The sequence below is a fragment of the Thermophagus xiamenensis genome, from assembly GCF_900112795.1.
GTDB classification, from domain to species: Bacteria; Bacteroidota; Bacteroidia; order Bacteroidales; family Marinilabiliaceae; genus Thermophagus; species Thermophagus xiamenensis.
The window spans coordinates 113,000-129,298 of record NZ_FONA01000012.1 but is presented as its reverse complement, the minus strand read 5'-3'; the positions used below and the strand labels follow the sequence as shown (position 1 = coordinate 129,298).

General features: G+C 38.8%; 11 protein-coding genes. 10 read left to right on the top strand and 1 reads right to left on the bottom strand.

The window, feature by feature from the left end; translation table 11 throughout:
- The first annotated feature begins 35 nt into the window (after positions 1-35).
- The 3 genes from BM130_RS08985 (at position 36) to BM130_RS08975 (ending at position 5,047) form a co-directional block, all read left to right on the top strand.
- The gene (locus BM130_RS08985) at positions 36-848 is read left to right on the top strand and encodes a polysaccharide biosynthesis/export family protein (protein WP_010527996.1); all 813 of its coding nucleotides are present in this window, start codon (positions 36-38) and stop codon (positions 846-848) included.
- Between the two features lie 23 nt (positions 849-871).
- Positions 872-3,280, top strand: coding sequence for a polysaccharide biosynthesis tyrosine autokinase (locus tag BM130_RS08980; protein WP_029626642.1), 2,409 nt, complete (start codon positions 872-874; stop codon positions 3,278-3,280).
- Between the two features lie 165 nt (positions 3,281-3,445).
- Positions 3,446-5,047 carry a hypothetical protein gene (locus BM130_RS08975; protein WP_010527994.1) on the top strand — a complete coding sequence of 534 codons (1,602 nt, stop codon included), beginning with the start codon at positions 3,446-3,448 and terminating at the stop codon, positions 5,045-5,047.
- A 180-nt stretch (positions 5,048-5,227) separates the two neighbouring features.
- Here the strand turns inward: BM130_RS08975 and BM130_RS08970 are convergent, their stop codons facing one another.
- Positions 5,228-5,779 (bottom strand): WcaF family extracellular polysaccharide biosynthesis acetyltransferase, encoded by a 552-nt coding sequence (locus tag BM130_RS08970; protein WP_010527993.1) that lies wholly within the window; start codon positions 5,777-5,779, stop codon positions 5,228-5,230.
- A gap of 286 nt (positions 5,780-6,065) precedes the next feature.
- Between BM130_RS08970 and BM130_RS08965 the strand changes: the two genes are divergently transcribed.
- The 7 genes from BM130_RS08965 to BM130_RS08935 all read left to right on the top strand — a co-directional run bounded on the left by BM130_RS08965 (position 6,066) and on the right by BM130_RS08935 (position 15,843).
- A complete protein-coding gene (locus tag BM130_RS08965) occupies positions 6,066-7,064 on the top strand; it encodes a D-xylose ABC transporter substrate-binding protein (protein WP_010527992.1) in 999 nt (332 codons plus the stop codon).
- A 102-nt stretch (positions 7,065-7,166) separates the two neighbouring features.
- Positions 7,167-8,579, top strand: coding sequence for a tRNA uridine-5-carboxymethylaminomethyl(34) synthesis GTPase MnmE (gene mnmE / locus BM130_RS08960; RefSeq protein ID WP_010527991.1), 1,413 nt, complete (start codon positions 7,167-7,169; stop codon positions 8,577-8,579).
- 134 nt (positions 8,580-8,713) lie between these two features.
- Entirely contained in the window at positions 8,714-8,986 is a 273-nt protein-coding gene (locus tag BM130_RS08955) for a hypothetical protein (RefSeq protein WP_010527990.1), read from the top strand.
- Between the two features lie 73 nt (positions 8,987-9,059).
- A complete protein-coding gene (locus BM130_RS08950; protein ID WP_010527989.1) occupies positions 9,060-10,853 on the top strand; it encodes a type I restriction-modification system subunit M in 1,794 nt (597 codons plus the stop codon).
- Between the two features lie 59 nt (positions 10,854-10,912).
- A complete protein-coding gene (locus BM130_RS08945) occupies positions 10,913-12,232 on the top strand; it encodes a restriction endonuclease subunit S (RefSeq protein WP_010527988.1) in 1,320 nt (439 codons plus the stop codon).
- A gap of 43 nt (positions 12,233-12,275) precedes the next feature.
- On the top strand, positions 12,276-12,644 hold the full coding sequence (locus BM130_RS08940; RefSeq protein ID WP_029626641.1) for a GxxExxY protein: 369 nt from the start codon (positions 12,276-12,278) through the stop codon (positions 12,642-12,644).
- Between the two features lie 214 nt (positions 12,645-12,858).
- Positions 12,859-15,843 (top strand): type I restriction endonuclease subunit R, encoded by a 2,985-nt coding sequence (locus tag BM130_RS08935; protein WP_044138752.1) that lies wholly within the window; start codon positions 12,859-12,861, stop codon positions 15,841-15,843.
- The last annotated feature ends 456 nt before the right edge of the window (positions 15,844-16,299 follow it).

The following is a 16,299-nucleotide window of genomic DNA, read 5'->3' as shown; positions in this document are numbered from 1 at the left end:
GAAACCCATTGTATAATTTTTTTGCAAATAACGTTATGTTGAAATATCATTTTCATAAAAGAAAGGCGGTTGGCAAAAGATTATTTTTTGGTCTCTTTACCATTCTCGTTATCAATGTGATGTCGGGGTGTATCCCTCAAAAAGAGACTGTATATCTTCAGGACCACGCAAAAGACAAAAAATATAATAATCCATACAACGATCTTACCTCAATTACAGAACGATACATTTTAAAGCCCAATGACCTTTTGTACATTCAGGTAACCACCAGCAATCCTAAATTATCGGAATTTTTTAATGTTTCACGCTCCACATCCGGGGGTTCTCAGCTTAATCAATCGTTATATACCTATCTGATTGACGACAGTATGTGCATTGACTTTCCTTTTGTCGGAAAGGTTGATTTGAGTAATTGCACCTTGGAGCAAGCAAGAGAGAAACTGGAAAAAATTCTTCAACCCATGGTTAGTGATGCTCATGTTAAGGTAAGGTTGGCCAATGACACATTTGTTATTCTTGGCGAAGTGGCAAGCCCGGGCCGAATCGATATGGGTAAAGAACAAATAACTATTTTCGAGGCCATTGCCCTGGCCGGCGATATAAAAACATTCGGAAAAAGAAAAGAAATTAAAATAATAAGGCCTGAAGGGGACGGTTACAAAACCTTTTATGTGGATATTACCGACAAAAATATTGTTGGTTCTGACGAATATTACATTTATCCAAACGACCTTATTTATGTAAGGCCGATGAAAGCTAAAAGTTTTGGAATTGGTGAGACCTTCTCTTTTGGTCTTATAAGTTCCGTCCTGGCAATTTATCTTACCATCCGCGCTATTACTCAATAATTTTTTTTTAAAGGAAAGAATTAATGAACAGGGAAACTAATCGTAACACTATAAAAGGACTTCAGGCTGACAATACAACGCAGTTCATGCTAGATTATCGAAAATTATTGCATGACCTTATAACATTTTGGTGGTTATTCGCCATTACTATACCATTAGCTTTGGGGATAGTATTTATAATTCACAGATACTCTACCCCCATCTACCAGGCCACGATGTCAATATTGATGGAAGAAAGAGGATCAGACCGTTCACAAGATGACATGATGGAAGGGTTTGGGCTAACCCCCGGGCAACGCAACATGGACAATCAAATTGCCGTGCTTACTTCGCGTGATATGATCCGTAAGACCATTGATCAGCTTGATTTCCATATCAGCTATTTTGCTGCGGGCCGCCTGAAAGATACGGAGATTTATCCCAATCCCGGGTTCGTGGTGGAATTGGACTCTACCGCTTCTCAAATTATTAATGTTCCCATTTATATTACCATTCTTGACAGTCAGCGGTTCGAAATTTCGGTTAAATCAGATACTTATTCCTCATACTCATTTAGCGGCAATTATTCTTCAGATTACGGAGGAGCCATTGATTTCGATAAAATTTACGCCTTTAATGAATGGATTGACACACCTTGGCTTAAAGCTCGTATCGTAAATTTAAGTGATAATTTATCTGCGGGAAAAGAATACTACTTTACCATTCGCAATCCGGAAAGCCTTACTGCTCAATATTACAATATCTTAAAAGCCAAAAAGGCGGGTGAAAACAGTACTATTGTTCACCTTTCGGTTACTGGACCCAATCATCAGAAAAACATTGCTTTTCTGAAAAAACTTTCGGAAACTTTTATTAATGCCAATCTAGAGAAAAAGAATCAAATTGCCACCAATACCATCAATTTTATCGAAGAACAATTACTTATTATTTCCGATTCATTGGCCAAGAAAGGAACCCAATTAAGCAATTTCAGAACCCAAAATCAGATTCAGGATATAAGTTCTGAAGCGCAACATTTGTTTAACCAAATACAGGAACTTTCTACACGCATCTCTGAAAAAAAACTGACGCTTAATTACTTCGATTACCTGGAAAACTATTTTGCAGCCGATAGTATTCTGGAAAAAAGGTTAGCGCCCGCAACTTTTGAAATCAACAACCCTATTATCGAAGGACAGATCACTAAAATTATTGATCTTAACAACGAAAGACTCACATTAAACGGGCAACAAAACCCATACAAATACGAATTGGATAAACAAATTTTGGTGGCTCGGAATACTCTGCTTGAAGCTATCTATAATCAAAAGGAAATTATTTCTGAAGCTATTCATCGGCTTCAGAATGAAAAAATAATGATTACCCGTCAGCTTTACCTCCTTCCTGAAAAAGAGCGCAAACTTTTGGGGATAGAACGACAATTCGACCTCAACAACGAAGTGTACACCTTTTTGCTTCGAAAAAGGTCTGAAGCTCAAATACAGAAAGCATCCAACACGCCGGACCATACCGTATTAGAAATGCCACGCTATGCCGGAATGGTTTCTCCCCAAAAGTCGGCTAATCGTCAAAAAGCATTATTCCTTGGCATATTTATTCCACTGGCATACATTGTTTTACGACAGTTAATCAACAATAAGATAACCACCCCTGACGAATTAGAACATCTCTCCTCAAAACCCATTATAGGACATATTATTCACAGTCCCAAAGAGGTTGCCAACATAATTGCCAATCATCCCAGATCGGTAATTGCCGAAACATTTAGAAGAGTTAGAACCCGTCTCGAGTATTTAACGGCCGAAGCCAAAACACCTGTTATTGCGGTATCCAGTTCTATGCCTGGCGAGGGGAAAACCTTTTGTGCTTTAAACTTGGCGGCTGTTTTTGCCTATTCAGGGAAAAAAACCATTTTATTGGGCTTCGATATGAGAAAGCCCGGATTGAATAAAATATTTGATCTCAACGGGAATAATGGACTTTCTCACTATTTTATTGGCAAATCTACAATTGAGGATATTACTTATAGCGGTCATCAGGAAAATCTGGAAATCATACCATCAGGGGTCATCCCTCCAAACCCTTCCGAATTGATTTCGTCCCATAAAACCGATGAGCTTATCAATGAGCTTAAAAACAAATATGATATAATTATATTGGATACACCACCCATGGGTATTGTTGCCGATCCAATCCTTTTGGCACGAAAAGCCGACACTCTGGTCTTTCTTGTTCGCCAAAATTTTACAATTAAAGAAGCATTTATTCAAACACTTAACCATATTGAAGATGAAGGAATTAAAAGTGTTGGCGTTCTTTTCAATGACTTAAAAGTTAAGCAAGGACGGAAAGGGCTTAAGTACGGTTACGGCTATGGCTATCGATATGGTTACGGGTATGCACACGGGCAAGGATATTATGAAGATATTTAAAGCGATGTACCAACACCATAGAGCTAATTTAAACAACAAGTGCCTGATTCAAAATGATTGCCACACCCCCGGTCCTGTCAATATAATTGATTGAGCCATTTAAACCATTAGACCAATAACATCAACAAATTTCATAATAAGAGAATAGCAAAATACAGAAATATTATGGGGCATAAAAAGTGTTTTTTGGTTTTGTCCTTATTCCTGGCAACAAATCTCTCAGGTCAAATTTACAACAGTTGGAACCATAATGGTTTAAATCCCATTGACAGAATTACCAACCATGGCGGGCAAAATCTGCACACCGCCATTGGCCCCATGCGACTGGACGAGGTGGCACAATTCTACAATATAGACTCTTTGATTCAAAGAGATATACCACGCCCCCGACATCAACAAAATATCTTTGGCCGGTTTTTCTCCGGTAATCTTTTTGAATGGAATGAAAATGACGTATGGATTCGTATAAACCCCCTTTTTAACTTTGAAATAGGGAAAGATAATCAGGCCGGCAAATCATGGTACGTAAACACGCGCGGTGCATTGGTTGAAGGAAAACTCGGCAAAAACATTGGTTTCTATGCCGATATACTCGAAAATCAGGCTACCTTCCCGGCTTATATTGATGCTTTTATCGACGAAAGAGGTATTGTTCCGGGCCAGGGCCGACGAAAAGATTATGGCGAAGATGGCCACGATTTTTCACAATCGACCGGATATCTGTCTTACAATGCCGGAAGATGGTTAAATTTTCAGATGGGGTTTGGAAAACATTTTATTGGAGAAGGATATCGCTCCCTCTTTTTGTCGGATAATGCCTATAGCTATCCCTATCTGAAGATGACGGCCACGCTCCTGAATGCCAAATATATGCTATTGATTAGCGAGCTGAAGCATTACGAACGGGATGAAACCCTCGGTGACACGCGTTTTGAAAGCAAGTACGGGGCTTTCCATTATCTAAGCTGGAATATTGGAAAACGATTTAACCTGGGACTCTTCGAGAGTGTCATTTGGGCCGCCGAAGATACCATCGGCTATCGGGGTCTGGATGTCAACTACATCACCCCACTGGTGGTCCTTCGTCCGGTGGAATATAATCTGGGATCGCCCGATAACATGACCATGGGCATTAGCATGAAATATATCCCGTGGGACAATACCTCCCTTTACGGGCAATTTGTGTTGGGCGAATTCAAGTTTGACGAAGTCTTTTCCAACAATAAATGGTGGGCCAATAAACAGGGATTTCTCATTGGTTTAAAATCGTTTAATTTATTTGGCATCAATAATCTGGATCTTCTTTCGGAATACAGTCAGGTCAGACCATATACCTATTCTCATTACCAGCCCATTACCAATTACGGTCATTTTTATCAGGAACTGGCACATCCTCTGGGAGCCAATTTTCGTGAAAGCATCTCTTTTTTACGGTATCGTTACAAACGCTGGCATTTTGAATCCAAACTTCAAATAGCCATGAAGGGCCTTGACCCGTCTGACGACGTAAGCTATGGTGGCAATATTCATAAACCCAACGTTACACGACCCGGTGACTACGGGCATACCATCGGTCAGGGCATTAAATCGCATCTTACCCAGGCCGAATTCAACCTCATTTTTCTTATCAACCCGCAAAACAATATGAACCTTACCCTGGGTGCCAGATTCCGGAGAATGTCGAACGAACTCGAAACCATTGAAGGGAATTATTTCTATCTATCGTTTCGTACCTCTTTGCGAAATGTCTATTATGATTATTTCTAAATGTTTATCAGCCTAAACATCACTTAGGTTATTGATTAGATTGACCTTAAAATTAGTTTTTGGGGGTTAGTCAATAGTCATTAATGCAACCACATAATATAATGATAGCCAACGCTCATCCCTTAATCGCCTAAAGGGAAATTCCCCGCTCGCAATCATGAAATTGATTTTTCAATCCCTTCAATCCTTAACTACTCTTTCTCTTATTTTTTCAGCGGGATTGCCCCGATATATGCCATAAGCATCCAGTTGTCCTCCGGCAACGCTGTTAACGGCCAAAACAGAATGCGACAGACACTTTGTATTACCAACCACCATGCTATTCGCACCTATCCACACTCCCTCTTCAAGGACTATCGGACCTATCCTCAAATCAAAAGTGGATTTCGAATAATCATGATTTCCGCAGAGCAGCATAGCACCTTGCGACAAGCAACAATGTGGGCCAATATCCACCTTAGTCAGATTATCAATCCAAACCCCCTCGCCTATCCAACTATAATCGCCTATCGACAAATTCCACGGGTATTTAATATTAACCCGTGGCTTTATAACTACCCCCTTACCAATCCTGGCCCCAAACAACCGTAGCAACCTTACCTTTATAAATGATACGGGCAAAAACGGACTAATAAAAAACAGGGCATTGACAACATACCAAATGCTTCTTACAATCATTCCCTTTCCGGGATTATACCAGCTATTATCATATTGAGACAAATCTACCTTCATCCCTAAAGTGTTTATTTAAGTTTACGCAAATTCTTTTTGAGAAAAGCCAGATGAGCAATACTCATTTTTCCTTTACTGCAAGCTTTTACTAACTGACAGAAACCTCTGTCCCCGATATAAAAATCAGAAATTTTGCCGACTTTAAAGTACAGAAAGCATCAAAACTACAAAAGTTTTAAACACATTTTATATGCAACCCCTAATCATTTTGATTCAATAAAACACTTTACGTCCGGCAATTAATGTTGTAAATTAAGTGAATTAGTACTAATTAAACTTCTCACCTATGAAGGCATTCAGATTAATATTCAAAGGACTACTCCTTTTGGCATTGTTGACAGGATGTAACAACAAACCCAAAATAGGATTTTTAATGGATACATTGAGTATTGACCGTTGGGAAAAAGACAAAGAGCTTTTCGAAAAACAGGTAGAAGAGTTGGGGGCTATTCCTCTGGTCAGAGTCGCCAACGGAAACTCCCCCAAACAGTTTGAACAGGCAACCCAACTGCTCTATGAGGGCGTGGACGTTTTAGTGGTTATTCCGGTCGATCTTCATGCCTCACGCGACATTGTTAAAAGTGCTCATGAAAAAGGGGTGCCCGTAATATCCTATGACCGGATGATTCGCGATTGCAATGTTGACTATTACGTCTCAACCGACAACATCAGAATAGGGGAATTACAGGCCGGTTACCTGTCAAAGATGGCACCAACAGGTTCTTATGCTTTATTGGACGGCCCCACCAAAGACTACAATGCCACGCTTCTTCATTTGGGATGGATGAATGTGCTTCAGCCGCTCATCGAAAAAGGCGACATTAATATTGTGATAGATGAATATGTTAATGAATGGGATGCTCAAGAAGCCTTCACCATCATTAAGAATTATTTGTCAGGTAACAATCCGGATTTGGACGTTATCATAGCCGGCAATGACGAACTGGCCGGCGGTGCCATCCGGGCGCTTCGACAATTCAATCTGAAAAAAAAGGTGTTGGTGGCAGGTCAGGATGCCGAACTAAATGCCATTCGTAATATTGTTGCAGGCGACCAAACCATCACCATCTATAAACCCATCGATGCTCTAGTCAGCACTGCCGCCAACATGGCCATAAAGCTGGCCAATAAAGAACCCATAAACACGTCCATCACCGTAAACAACGGATACAAACTGGTTCCTTCGGTTCTCCTTACTTCCCAAGTGGTAAATCAACAAAACATCCAATTAACGGTGGTTTCCGAAGGATACCTCGACGAAAGTGACATTTTCGATGCCAATTAAACCGGTTTACTAACCCGTAAATTAATGCCGGAAGGAAAAGATGCTTCGTAACTTTTCAATTCGGCATTTTTTTATGAGTACCTTTGCAAAAAAATTTTTGTGATGATTACCGACGATACCATATGTGCCATATCCACTCCGGCCGGTGCAGGTGCCATTGCCATAGTAAGAATGGCAGGACCCCAAGCCTTTCAAATAACAGAGAAGGTTTTCCGGCCGGCTTCCGCGAATAAAAAAATCAGTACACAACCAACTCATACCCTACTTTTCGGAACCATTACAGATGGCCAAAACGACATTGACGAAGTGGTCATTTCCCTCTTCCGGGCACCTCGTTCCTTTACGGGCGACGATATTGTGGAAATATCCTGCCACGGCTCCGTTTATATTCAGCAGAAAATACTTAATCTGTTAATCGACAATGGTGCACGTATGGCCAAACCCGGCGAATTCACACAGCGTGCCTTCCTTAACGGGAAAATGGACCTTAGTCAGGCCGAAGCAGTGGCCGACCTCATAGCAGCCCAAAGCGAATCGGCACGCAGAGTCGCCTTGCAACAGATGAAAGGTGGTTTTTCCAACGAATTGATTAATCTCAGAAATAAATTGCTGGAGTTTACCTCTCTGATCGAGCTGGAACTCGACTTCAGTGAAGAAGATGTGGAGTTTGCTGATCGTAGGCAGTTAATTGACCTTGTTGATCAAATAGACACTGTTCTGAAAAACCTTATCAATTCCTTTTCGCTCGGAAACGCCATTAAGAATGGAATCCCGGTAGCCATTGCAGGGCCCGCCAATGCCGGCAAATCTACGCTCCTGAATGCTCTGCTTAACGAAGAACGGGCCATCGTGTCGGATGTTCCCGGAACTACCCGCGATGCCATTGAAGATGTTATCAATATCAACGGCCTCACTTTCCGGTTTATCGATACCGCCGGAATTCGCGAAACCCACGACAAAGTGGAAAACATTGGCATCAAGCTTACTTACAACAAAATAAGTAAAGCTTCGGTCATATTATTGATGATGGATGCCAGGGATGAAGACCAAAATATCCACCGGACCGTGATGGATGTCAAAAAGCATATGAACGCCGACCAACAAAAACTCATTCTGATTATTAACAAAGTGGATTTGGTAGATTCGAGCACCATTAATCAGCGGTTTTCTGAAGATGCCTTTCGCGAACTGACCGGTACCGATGCCATAGTTCCACTATCGGCTAAACACCGTACCAATCTCGACAATCTAATTGACCATCTTTTACAAACCGTCGATACAAACGCCATCGACAACAATCAGGTGGTGGTTACCAATGCCCGCCATTATGAAGCCCTCAAAAAGGCCCGCGAAGGCATCTTACGTACTCGTGATGGTCTGCTGAACGGCATCTCCGGTGACTTTATCGCCCAGGATATCCGCGAAGTTCTACACTACCTGGGTGAAATAACCGGCCAAATCACTACAGATGAAGTTCTTGGAAACATCTTTAAAAACTTTTGCATCGGCAAATAGCTGAAATCCATCGGCATAGCTGCATTTTACAGGACAATCTATAAAAATCTAAACCCAATATCCAAATACTTATGTAAAGTGCAAACCGGTTCTGTCGTGGGCGGCATAACGGTTTAGATGTTTAGATGTAAGATGTGAGAGGACAAAAATCATTTTCGGAGCACGATAGAACTATTTGGACAAACTATTTTCGTATTTACACAGGTGATTCGATTAATCATTTCAACAGTAAAGGTGAGAAAATAACGAAAGGACATGAAATTCAACTTTCAAGTCACTTAAAGAATGAAAATAGTAAAGTGAGTAATAAATTAATTGAAGATATTCAGGCTAATATAAATACCTTAGGTGGGAAAGATTCAGAACAAATTAAAGGAGATTACATTTCTGGAATTTTAAAATTTTAACCTACGCACCACCACTGCACACATAAAAACTATATTTGCATTATCAACGAAAAAAAAGAAATCGAAACAAAACATGAGCAACGAAGTCAATAACAATAACAGCAAAGTAGAAGTAGGATTTATTTGGCAAATAACCAATGATGTTCTTTGGAATGCCTTTAAGAAAAATGAAATAGGCGATGTGCTGTTACCTTTTGTAGTTATCAGACGCTTGGATTGTATTTTAGAAGCTGTTAACGAAAAGGTTCGTAAAGCTTACAATGACTTTCACGATAAAGTAGCAGAAGATAAACTCGACCCCATCCTTCGCAAGGCTGCCGGAGGATTAAAGTTCTACAACACTTCAAAGCATACTTTAATATCACTAAAAGACGACCCTCAAAATATTGAGATTAACTTCAATAATTACCTGAATGGTTTTAACCCGGATGTACGTGAAATACTGGACTATTTTCAGTTCGATAAAATTGTAGCTCGCCTGATTAAAAATAAGTTGCTTTACGAAATGATTGATGCCATCTGTAAGGTGAACCTAAATACCGATAAAATTGACAACCACGGCATGGGTTATATTTTTGAGGAATTAATCAGAATCTCAAACGAGCAAAGCAACGAAACAGCAGGAGAACACTTTACCCCGCGCGATGTAATTGCCTTGATGAATGCCATTATTTTTGCACCCGAAAAAGAAGAACTAAGTCAGCCCGGCATTATCCGAACCATTTACGACCCTGCCTGTGGTACGGGTGGTATGTTAAACCTGGGCAAAAAATACATTAAAGAAGTTTTGCTTGCCGATAGTCCCAACAAGCCAACCATTAAAACCTACGGACAGGAAATAAACGAACAATCGTTTGCCATTGCCAAATCAGAGGCATTAATTACGGGAGAAGATGCCAATAATATAAAACACGGTAATTCTTTTTCAGAAGACCAGTTTGTTGGAAAGCATTTCCATTATATGATGGCAAATCCACCTTACGGGGTTAGCTGGAAGAAAGACCAAAAATTCATTCAAAACGAAGCCTTAAACCCAGCAGGGCGTTTTTATGCCGGTTTGCCACGCACCAGCGATGGGCAGTTGTTATTTGTGCAACACATGATTTCTAAAATGGAGCGTGATGGCAGCCGTATTGGCGTAGTCACCAATGGCTCTCCCCTGTTTACCGGTGATGCCGGTAGTGGCGAAAGCGAAATACGAAAATGGATAATCGAAAATGACTGGCTGGAATGTATTATAGCATTACCCAAGGACCTATTCTATAACACAGGTATCAACACCTACATTTGGTTTATTACCAATAAAAAAAGACCGAAACGCAAAGGCAAGGTTCAGTTAATAAATGCAGCGGCCCACATTGAAAAAGGAACCAATGGCAGTAAAAAGGTGGAATATATTTTTGCCAATCCCATGAAAAAAAGTTTGGGCAACAAACGTAACATCATTGAAGAACAATTCATTGCCAAAATTGCTGAAATCTATAACAATTTTGAAGAAGGCGAATACTGCAAAATATTCGACAACGACCACTTTGGTTATTATCAACTAACAATTGAACAGCCTCTGTTAGATGAAAATGGCAACATAGTAACCAATAAGAAAGGAGAACCCAAACCCGACCCCAAAAAACGCGATAAAGAAAAGGTGCCTTTAACCGCTGATATTGAAGAATACTTTGAAAAGGAAGTGAAACCACATGTGCCTGATGCCTGGATTGATTTCGACAAAACCCGCATTGGCTACGAAATCAACTTTACCAGGTATTTCTATAAATATAAAGATTTGGAAAGTTCCGAAACCATTAAAGCCGAAATTGCCGAATTAGAACAAGAGATTAGTAAATTATTAAAAGAATTATTGTCATAAACTATGAAAACAAAAAATCATAGTATTCAAAGCTATCAAAAAAATCATAGTGCAAGACAATGAAGAAATACGAAAAATATAAGGATAGTGGAATTGAGTGGATTGGTGAGATTCCTATTTCCTGGGAGATTGCGAGCTTGAAATATTTACTTAATTCTCCTCTACAATATGGAGCAAATGAGTCTGCAGAACTTGATGATAAAACCTTACCTCGGTATATTCGCATTACTGATTTTGGAGATGATGGTAAATTAAAAGATGAAACTTTTAAATCATTACCACTTGATAAAGCAGAAGGATACTACTTAAAAAATAATGATATTTTATTTGCTAGAAGTGGTGCCACTGTTGGCAAAACTTTTCAGTTTAAGAACTATAATGGTGTTGCATGTTTTGCTGGATATTTAATAAAAGCATCACCAAATAAAAATAAAGTTTCATCCGACTTTTTATACTATTTTACAAAGTCCAATTCATACACCTCATGGAAGGATAGCATATTTAATCAGGCTACTATACAGAACATTGGAGCAGATAAGTATAAAGAACTTAAAGTAGTCTTACCTTCGTTATCGGAACAAACCGCCATCGCCTCCTTTCTCGACCACAAAACCACCCAAATAGACAGCCTCATTGAGAAAAAAGAGCAACTCATTGAAAAACTTAAACTGCAACGCCAGGCCATCATTAACGAGGCAGTTACCAAAGGTTTAAATCCTAATGTACCTATGAAAGATAGTGGCATTGAGTGGTTGGGAAAAATTCCGGAGCATTGGGAAACAAAAAAACTTAAAAGAGTTGTTACATGCAATGATGAGACTCTTTCTGAAAATATCGATGATGAACAAGTTATTAATTATATCGAAATTGGCAATGTGAGTCTTGAAAAAGGGATTGAGCAGTATGAAACATTAATCTTTTCAGAAGCACCATCAAGAGCTCGTAGAATAGTAAGAAAAAATGATGTAATCATTTCAACTGTCCGAACTTATTTAAAAGCAATTGCTCAAATTGATGTCATACATGATGGCTTTATTGCATCAACTGGCTTTGCAGTCTTGCGCCCGAAAAAGGTTTTGTCTTCTTTTTTAGGAGCTGTTGTATGTTGTGAGAATTTCATTGATGAAGTAATTAGTAGGTCTGTCGGAGTAAGCTATCCAGCGATAAATGCATCTGATTTGATTAATATTGAAATACCATTTCCTTCACAAAAAGAACAAGATGATATTGCGTTGTTTATTGAAGAAAATACAAAACACATTGATATAGCAATTGAAAAAATTATTGAATCCATCGAAAAGCTCAAGCTCTACCGTCAATCCCTCATATCCGAAGCCGTAACCGGTAAAATAGATGTAAGGGGATGGTCTAAGCCGTAGGAAAGTGTCTGAACCTCTGATTTTTATGATTAAAGGATTACAGATGATTAATAAAGCGTATAAATACAGCGAACTGACCGGTAAAATTATTGGCTGCGCCATGAAGGTTCATGCTGCGTTGGGCAACGGATTTCAGGAAGTAATTTATCAAAGGGCTCTGGCCATAGAAATGGCTGACGAAGGTATTGCCTATAGCAGGGAATATGAAATGCCTGTTTATTATAAAAATCAACAAATCGGCACACGTAGGGTTGATTTTTTGGTGGAAAAAGTTATTTCAGTGGAACTAAAGGCAATCACAAAACTCGAAGACGTACATTTAGCTCAAGCTATTAATTATTTGGAAGCATATGATTTAGAAGTTGGATTATTAATTAATTTCGGAGCAAAAAGTTTACAATTCGGCTGGTAAATAAGAAGTATAAACAAAAAAATCAGGGAAATCCCAATATCAAATGAATCAAAGTTCAGACAATGGAATCATAGTTTTCATTCAATCAAGAAAAATCATAGTTCAAGACAATTTCGGAGCAAAAAGTTTACAATTTAAACGGCTGGTAAATAAGAAGTATAAACAAAAAAATCAGGGGAATCCCAATATCAAATGAATCAAAGTTCAGACGATTATGGCTACAGGAACAAAAGAAATACATTTTGAAGAACATATCGAAAATTATTTGGTAAATGAGGTAAAAGAATATCATGTGATATCTCCTCAGGAATATAATAAGGAGTTGTGCGTAATTCCAAGCGAAATAATTGCTTTTATAAAAGACACTCAGCCCGAAAAATACAAGGCATTGAAAGAACAATACGGGGCTAATGTGGATAAGCAAATAGTAAACAATATTGCGCGTAATCTGAATAAAAACAAAACGCTGCATGTTTTTCACAACAAGGTAAAAGACCGTGGCCAGTCGCTGAATATGGTTTATTTTAAACCTGCCAATAACAAAACCCCTGAACACGGAGAATGGTACAAAAAAAACCGTTTAGCCATTGTTCGCCAGTTGCAATACTCAAACAAAAACAACCATAAAATCGATATTGTGCTTTTTATTAATGGCATTCCGGTGGTTACCATGGAACTTAAAAATGCGCTTACAGGTCAGACCCACCACAATGCCATAAAACAGTATATGAAAGACCGTAATCCGAAAGGAGAAGCCTTTCTGGAATTTAAACGCTGTTTGGTTCATTTTGCAGTAGGTACTGAAAAAGTATTTATGACCACCCAGCTAAAAGGAGATTCCACCGTTTTCCTACCTTTTAATCAAGGATTGGAAAACAGTAACGCCAATGGTTTTGCTACTTCTTACCTGTGGGAAGATGTTTTGCGAAAAGATTCTTTATTGGACTTAATTCAGAACTTTATAAGTATTCAAACCGATAAGGAGACCTACTACGATGAAAAAACAAAAACATTAAAGCAAAAAACATCGACAAAACTGTTATTCCCTCGTTTCCATCAACGTAGAGTGGTTCTCCGTATGTTAGAAGCGGTTCGTAAAGATGGCGTTGGTGGGAAATATTTAGGGCAGCACTCTGCCGGTTCTGGAAAATCAAATAGTATCACATGGTTGGCTTATCGTTTATCGGGTTTTTACCAAAACTACACCGATAATAAAGCGCTATTTGATTCTACCATTGTGGTTACCGACCGAAGAGTGCTTAATTCTCAAATCCAGGAAAACATAAGACAACTTGATAACACCCCGGGTGTGGTGGCTTATATTGACGAGAAAAAATCTGCCAGGGATTTAAAACAGGCAATTCTTGATGGAAAACGTATCATCGTAACAACACTTCAAAAATTTCCAGTTATTTCCGACACCATTACCAAACTGCCCAATAAAAATTATGCGGTAATTATTGATGAGGCACATAGTTCGCAAACGGGCGAAGCTGCCGGACATTTACGTAAATCCCTTTCCCTGGAAGTTGCCGAAGAACTGGAATCAAAAAATAAAGATTTAGACGAAATTATTGCCGATGAAATAAAGAGTAAAGGTATTCAAAAAAATATCTCCTTTTTTGCCTTTACCGCTACGCCAAAACCCAAAACAATAGAACTATTTGGGACTGTTCAGGAGGATGGTTCAAAAGCTCCTTTTGATATTTATTCAATGGAGCAAGCAATTAAAGAGGGTTTTATCCTTGATGTACTAAAGAACTACACTTCGTTTAAACGATACTTTAAAATTGTAAAGCGGAACGAAATACCCGATAAAGAATACGAGAAGAAAAAAACAGTGCAGCTATTAAGTTCGTATGTCGATTTACAAGACCATGCCATTGAGAAAAAAGCCCGAATAATGATAGAACACTTTGTGACTCAAACCCAAAATGAAATACAGGGCAAAGCACGAGCAATGTTGGTTACTCGTTCTCGCTTGCATGCCGTTAGATTCAAGCGCAAGTTTGATGATATCATGCGCGAGATGAAATTACCGTACAACGCTTTGGTGGCATTCTCGGGTACCGTTCGTGACGATGAAACAGGCGAAGATTATACCGAGGTTAGCATGAATAATCTACAAGGTAAAATAAGTATTCCGGAAGCCCTGAAATTACCAAAATACCGCATATTAATTGTAGCCGATAAATTTCAAACTGGTTTCGATGAACCTTTACTGCATACCATGTTTGTCGATAAAAAATTGGGGGGTACAAGTACGGTACAAACCCTCAGTCGTTTGAACAGAACTACCAAGGGAAAAGACTCGACGATGGTGCTTGATTTTGTAAACGACCCGGAAATGGTTCTGGAAGATTTTCAAAGGTTTTATGGTAAAAACTACATGAAAGAAGAACATCAAACCGACCCTAATACCTTGTATGATGTCCAAAACAAAATCGACTCTTACAATTTGTTGTATAAAAACGAGATTGATGCTTTTGCTAATATATTTTTCCGTAAAGGTGACAACTACGAAGAATTACAACCCATTTTAAATGAGGTATGCCGCCGATACGAGGAAGAATTGGACGAAGATAAACAAACAGGCTTTAAGGGCGATGCCAAGTCTTTTGTCAAGCTATATCGCTTTTTAAGGGGTATCATTTCTTTCACTGATGTGGAATTAGAAAAGTACTACGTTTTCCTAACGGCATTAATAAAGAAACTGCCTTACATCAAATCAAGTATGCCTTTAGATGTATTGGGTGAAGTGGAACTACACAGCTATAAAATACAGCACCAATACACTACCGATTTAAAATTGGTTTCCGGGGATGGTGAAATGAAAGGCATGACTCCCGGCGGTGGAAATCGAAAACCTGAAGAAGAATACGACTTGTTAACAAATATCATTAAAGTGTTGAACGACACCTTTGGATTAGATTTAACAGAGGAGGACCGTGTGGATTTTGAAAAAATGAAAGAAAACATCTATTCAAACGAAGAATTAATGAGTTTCTTTAATCCTAATAACACGAAAGAAAATATTCAGGAAAAATTCAATGAAGAGATTGATAGTGAGTTACTCAATTTCATCAATACCAAACTTGAATTTTACAATAAACTTTCCGAAGATCGCGTCAATACAATGTTTAAACAATTATGGTTTAACGACCTTTACGACAAAAAGGTAAGAGGAATTGCAATTTGAGATTAATGAATGAAGGAACTGGAAGAATATAATAAAAGAGGCTACATCATTTTATAGAGATTGTTTCATTTTTCTAAACAACCTCTTTTTCAAAGTATATTGAACCTCAGCAATTTATTTTACCATAAAAAGGTATTATAACCCTGTACCCCTTCCCTTTTATCCCCCACCCCCGAAACGACATTTCCTGAACCCAAAATTCCAAATGCATATGTAGTGAACCATCCGGTTCTGTCAGGAACGACTGAGGAACAATATTTTTTCAATTTAGTGTTAGGGGATTTTCGACCTGTAATTTTACAGATTCAATTTCGGACGTCAATTTTCGACCTATAATTTTACAGATTCGATTCCGGCCGTCGATTTTCGGCCTGTAATTTTACAGATTCGATTTCGGCCGTTGATTTTCGGCCTGTAATTTTACAGATTCAATTCCGGCCGTCAATTTTCGACCTA

Coding starts and splice junctions, on each gene's coding strand:
- BM130_RS08985 (WP_010527996.1), top strand. CDS start 36: ATGTTGAAATATCATTTTCATAAAAGAAAGGCGGTTGGCAAAAGATTA.
- BM130_RS08980 (WP_029626642.1), top strand. CDS start 872: ATGAACAGGGAAACTAATCGTAACACTATAAAAGGACTTCAGGCTGAC.
- BM130_RS08975 (WP_010527994.1), top strand. CDS start 3,446: ATGGGGCATAAAAAGTGTTTTTTGGTTTTGTCCTTATTCCTGGCAACA.
- BM130_RS08970 (WP_010527993.1), bottom strand. CDS start 5,779: ATGAAGGTAGATTTGTCTCAATATGATAATAGCTGGTATAATCCCGGA.
- BM130_RS08965 (WP_010527992.1), top strand. CDS start 6,066: ATGAAGGCATTCAGATTAATATTCAAAGGACTACTCCTTTTGGCATTG.
- mnmE (WP_010527991.1), top strand. CDS start 7,167: ATGATTACCGACGATACCATATGTGCCATATCCACTCCGGCCGGTGCA.
- BM130_RS08950 (WP_010527989.1), top strand. CDS start 9,060: ATGAGCAACGAAGTCAATAACAATAACAGCAAAGTAGAAGTAGGATTT.
- BM130_RS08945 (WP_010527988.1), top strand. CDS start 10,913: ATGAAGAAATACGAAAAATATAAGGATAGTGGAATTGAGTGGATTGGT.
- BM130_RS08940 (WP_029626641.1), top strand. CDS start 12,276: ATGATTAATAAAGCGTATAAATACAGCGAACTGACCGGTAAAATTATT.
- BM130_RS08935 (WP_044138752.1), top strand. CDS start 12,859: ATGGCTACAGGAACAAAAGAAATACATTTTGAAGAACATATCGAAAAT.